General features: G+C 62.9%; 4 protein-coding genes and 1 pseudogene. 2 read left to right on the plus strand and 3 right to left on the minus strand.

Annotation, left to right across the window (positions count from 1 at the left end):
* Positions 1-592: pseudogene (locus EN925_RS23530) on the minus strand (hypothetical protein); the annotation flags it as partial.
* Between the two features lie 75 nt (positions 593-667).
* Positions 668-1,966, minus strand: coding sequence for an adenylosuccinate synthase (locus EN925_RS23535; protein WP_024502931.1), 1,299 nt, complete (start codon positions 1,964-1,966; stop codon positions 668-670).
* Between the two features lie 208 nt (positions 1,967-2,174).
* Here EN925_RS23535 and EN925_RS23540 point away from each other — a divergent pair, with 208 nt between their 5' ends.
* Positions 2,175-3,080 carry a DMT family transporter gene (locus EN925_RS23540; protein WP_127369780.1) on the plus strand — a complete coding sequence of 302 codons (906 nt, stop codon included), beginning with the start codon at positions 2,175-2,177 and terminating at the stop codon, positions 3,078-3,080.
* A gap of 152 nt (positions 3,081-3,232) precedes the next feature.
* A complete protein-coding gene (locus tag EN925_RS23545) occupies positions 3,233-3,697 on the plus strand; it encodes a DUF2231 domain-containing protein (protein WP_127384611.1) in 465 nt (154 codons plus the stop codon).
* 57 nt (positions 3,698-3,754) lie between these two features.
* Here EN925_RS23545 and EN925_RS23550 read toward each other — a convergent pair.
* The coding region (locus tag EN925_RS23550; RefSeq protein WP_164894347.1) for an NAD(P)-dependent oxidoreductase at positions 3,755-4,866 on the minus strand (1,112 nt) is incomplete at its 5' end.

Genomic DNA, 4,866 nt, shown 5'->3' on the forward strand with positions numbered 1-4,866 from the left:
CGGCCGCGATCAGCCCGCCATAGCTGCGCTTGCGCTCGGCGGGACGCAGGCGCTGGAAGGTGTCCTGTACCGGCTCTTCATTGTCTTCGTTGCTGGAAAAGACATCGGCCTCGTCGTCCGCCTCCTCGGCGTTCATGCCTGGAAGAGGCGTGTCGGCGCGAGCCGGCTGGGCAGGCGCCGGCGTCGATCTTTGCCAGCTTGGCTCGACCTTGGCGGCAGGCGGCGGCGCGGGTTGATAGGGCTCGGGCTTGGCGACGGGCGGTGCCGGCCAGGCCGATTCCGCCTTCGCCGGCTGCCTCGTATGGCTTGGCTGGTTCTTGTTGCGATCGATCGACGAAAAAATGTGTTCCAGCTCCGCGAGCGGGTCGGTCTCCGGCACGCTCTTGGCATAATCGCGCTCGACGCTTGTAATGGCGTCTTCCAGCGAACGCATCTGCGTGGCTATGGCTTCGGGAGCCCACGGCGGCGAACGTTCACCAAGCTTCTTCGCCAGCATGGTGCGAACGCTGGCATAGATGCGCGTACGCTTTTCCGGCGTCTCGTCGCCATGCTTGTCGAGCGCGTTTTTCAGAATAGCAACGAAATCTGCCATGCTTCAGTCGACCTGTATTTTGCTTCCGCGCCGGCCCCCGCAAATCAGCCGCGATGCCCGGAAAGGCTTCAGAAACTAGTCTTGAAACGGATCGGTCACAAGTATCGTGTCGTCGCGTTCCGGGCTGGTGGAAAGGAGCGCGACCGGTGCGCCGATGAGCTCCTCGATGTAGCGGACATACTTGACCGCCTGGGCCGGCAGATCATTCCAGCTGCGCGCGCCGGCAGTGGTGCCTTTCCAGCCCTCGAGCGTCTCGTAGACCGGTTCGACACGTGCCTGCGCGCCCTGGCTGGCCGGCAGATAATCGATCATCTCGCCGTCGAGACGGTAACCGGTGCAGACCTTGATCTCGTCCAGCCCGTCAAGCACGTCGAGCTTGGTCAGCGCGATGCCCTTGATGCCGTTGACCGCGACGGCCTGGCGCACCAACACCGCGTCGAACCAGCCGCAGCGGCGCTTGCGACCGGTGACGACGCCGAATTCATGGCCGCGCGTGCCGAGGAATTCGCCGACCTCGTTCTTCTGCTCGGTCGGGAACGGACCCTCGCCGACGCGTGTCGTATAGGCTTTGGTGATGCCGAGCACATAGCCGATGGCGCCCGGGCCAACGCCGGAGCCGGCGGCAGCCTGTCCGGCAACCGTGTTCGACGAGGTCACGAACGGATAGGTGCCGTGGTCGATATCGAGCAGTGTGCCCTGCGCGCCCTCGAACAGGATGCGCTCGCCAGCCCGGCGCTTGTCGTCGAGGATCTTCCAGACCCGGTCCATATAGGGCAGGATGTCGTCGGCGACCGAGGTTAGTTCCTGCATGATCGCGTCATGCGTGACTTCCGCATGACCAAGCCCGCGTCGCAGCGCATTGTGGTGCGTCAGCAGCCTGTCGACTTTCAAGGGCAGTGTTTCCAAATCCGCCAAATCCATCACCCTGACCGCGCGCCGGCCCACCTTGTCCTCATAGGCGGGGCCGATGCCGCGACGGGTCGTGCCAATCTTCGTCCCGGAATTGGATGCGGCGTCCTCACGAAACCCGTCCAGCTCTCGATGCAGGGACAGGATAAGCGCTGTGTTTTCGGCTATTTTCAGGCGATCCGGCGCTACTTCGACACCTTGCGCCTTGAGTTTTGCCACCTCGGCGACGAAAGCGTGCGGGTCGAACACGACGCCATTGCCGATGATGGACAGCTTGCCCTGGCGCACGACGCCCGACGGAAGCAACGACAGCTTGTAGACCTTGCCGTCGACGACCAGCGTATGGCCGGCATTGTGGCCGCCCTGGAAACGCACCACGACATCGGCGCGCTCCGACAGCCAGTCGACGATCTTGCCCTTGCCTTCGTCACCCCACTGCGAGCCGACGACCACCACATTGGCCATGTTTCTTTTCCCTTGAGACGCCGCCAAGCGGCTTGAATATGGTTCGAAACGACAGGCCTCTATAACGTCAAGACCTCGCGAGCGCGACCTTTCTTTGCCGTCGAAAATGCCCTGAGGCACAACAATTTTCGGCTTTGACATCATTTACTTGGGCGAGCGAGGGCAATAGGCCGGCAAACACCGCAGCTCCGGCGACTGGAATCCCGCGATGCATCGAAGCGCCTACATATTCCTGCTGCTCACCACCTTGCTTTGGGGTGGAAATTCGGTGGCCGGCAAGCTGGCGGTCGATCACGTCTCGCCGATGACGCTGGTCTTCCTGCGCTGGGTGCTGGCCGTGGCGATCATGCTGCCCATCGGCTGGAAGACCATCCAGAAGGACTGGCCGGTAGTCCGCAAGCACTGGTTCGTGCTGGTCGCCCTCGGCGCCAGCGGCTTCACCCTGTTCAACACCATCTTCTACACGGCGCTCAACTACACGACAGCGATCAATGTCTCGATCGAACAGGCGGCGATGCCGATCCTGATCATGACTGCCAATTTCGTCTTCTTCCGCCTGCGCGTGAACTGGGCGCAGATTGTCGGCGTCGTGCTGACCATCGCCGGCGTGATCCTCACCGCCTGCCATGGCGACCCGCGCCGGCTGTTGACGCTGGAACTCAATTTCGGTGACGCCATCATGCTGGTCGCTGTCTTTCTCTACAGCGGCTATTCGGTCGGGTTGCGGCTGAAGCCGGTGATGCACTGGCAGAGCCTGATGCTGGCCCTGTCGGTTTCGGCACTCGTCACCTCGTTGCCGTTCTTCCTGTGGGAGGTCCTCGCCGGCAAGGTCATCATGCCCGACGCGCGCGGCTGGACCGTCATCGTCTATACGGCGATCGGCGCCTCGGTCGTTTCGCAGATCTTCTACATCAGGGGCAACGAGCTGATCGGCGCCAACCGCGCCGGCCTGTTCATCAATCTGGTGCCGATCTTCGGCACGCTGCTGTCGGTGCTGATCGTCGGCGAGACGTTCCAGCTCTATCAGGCGCTGGCCTTGGTGCTCGTGCTGGGCGGCATCGGGCTTGCCGAATACAGCGGGCGCAAGATGGCGGTGGCGGACCACCGCGGATGACATTTGGCGGCTGACGCCCTCCGCCGTCGCGGTAATCACGCGAACGGCCTGGACTTCGCCAATGGCGCGGAAACAGCGGCATGAATCCTGCCGCGTCCCCTACTTGGAACATTTCACCTCCAGCGGAGTTTGAACGCCAGGGAGGCGACATGATGAGCCACAACCCTCGCAGCACGGCAAGCATTGCTGGTCACCCTATCCACCCGATGCTGATTCCGTTTCCGATTGCCTTTTTTGTCGGCACCTTCGTTTGCGACCTTATCTTCTGGCGAACAGCCGATCCTGGATGGGTCACCGGGTCGCTTTGGCTTCTCGGCGCAGGCCTGATCATGGCTGCCCTGGCTGCGCTTGCTGGCTTGACGGATGTTCTCGGCGATGTGCAGGTCCGCAATCTCACGACGGCATGGCTCCATGCCGGCGGCAATGTAATCGTCGTGTTGATCGAGCTTTACAACTGGTACTCGCGGTATGCCGGCGGAGCGGCGGCCGTGATGCCAACCGGCATCGTCCTATCGCTGATCGTGGTTCTCATCTTGCTGTTTACGGGCTGGAAGGGCTGGGAACTGGTCTACCGACATCGCGTGGGTGTCTCCGATGGCTCGGACGAGTTGACATGAACCGGCCGCCGCGGCGGCCGGCGTCAACGAGGTGGGTCGGCGACCGCCTGTCCTCAATCACATCGCGTTGACGTCGAACTGCAGCCGCTTGGCCGAGTCGATCGACTTGTGCGCCTTGACCTTTTCCAGCACGGCTTCCGGGAACGGCGCGTCGAGATAGAGCAGCGCTATGGCATCGCCGCCCGGCCGGTTGCGGCCGAGCTGGAAGTTGGCGATGTTGACGCCATTCTCGCCGCAGACGGTGCCGAGCAGGCCGATGATGCCCGGCGCGTCCGCATTGGTGGTGTAGAGCATGTGCTGGCCGACCTCGGCATCGAGGTTGATGCCCTTGATCTGGATGAAGCGTGGCTTGCCATCCGAGAAGCATGTGCCGGCGATCGAGCGCGTCATGTGCTCGGTCTTCACCGTCAGCTTGATATAGCCGTCGAACACGCCCGACTTGTCGCGCTTGACCTCGGCCACGATGATGCCGCGCTCCTTCACCATGATCGGCGCCGACACCATGTTGACGTCCGAGACCTGAGGCCGGATCAGCCCGGCGAGTGCTGCACTGATCAGCGCGCGCGTGTTCATCGTCGCGGTCGAGCCGTCGAACAGGATCTCCACCTCCTTGATCGGATCCTCGGTGACCTGGCCGACAAAGGCGCCGAGCACCTCGGCGAGCTTGACGAACGGCTTCAGCCGCGGCGCCTCCTCGGCGGTGATCGACGGCATGTTGATGGCGTTGGAGACGGCGCCCTTGATCAGATAGTCGGCCATCTGCTCGGCAACCTGCAGCGCGACATTCTCCTGGGCCTCCGTCGTCGAGGCGCCGAGATGCGGCGTCGCCACCACATTCTCCATGCCGAACAGTTCGTTGTTCTCGGCCGGTTCGACCTCGAAGACGTCGACGCCGGCGCCGGCCACCTTGCCGCTCTTCAGCGCTGCGACCAGATCGGCCTCGACGATCAGACCGCCGCGTGCGCAATTGATGATGCGCACGCCCTTCTTCATCTTGGCGATCGCCGCGGCATCGATGATGTTGCGCGTCTTGTCGGTCAGCGGCGTGTGCAGGGTGATGAAATCGGCGCGGGCGAATAGCTCGTCGAGCTCGACCTTGTCGACGCCAAGCTCCTCGGCACGGCTGTCCGACAGGAACGGATCGAAGGCGATGACGTGCATCTTGAGGC

Origin of the sequence: Mesorhizobium sp. M7A.F.Ca.US.006.04.2.1, from assembly GCF_004022915.1 — a bacterium.
Classification (GTDB): domain Bacteria; phylum Pseudomonadota; class Alphaproteobacteria; order Rhizobiales; family Rhizobiaceae; genus Mesorhizobium; species Mesorhizobium ciceri.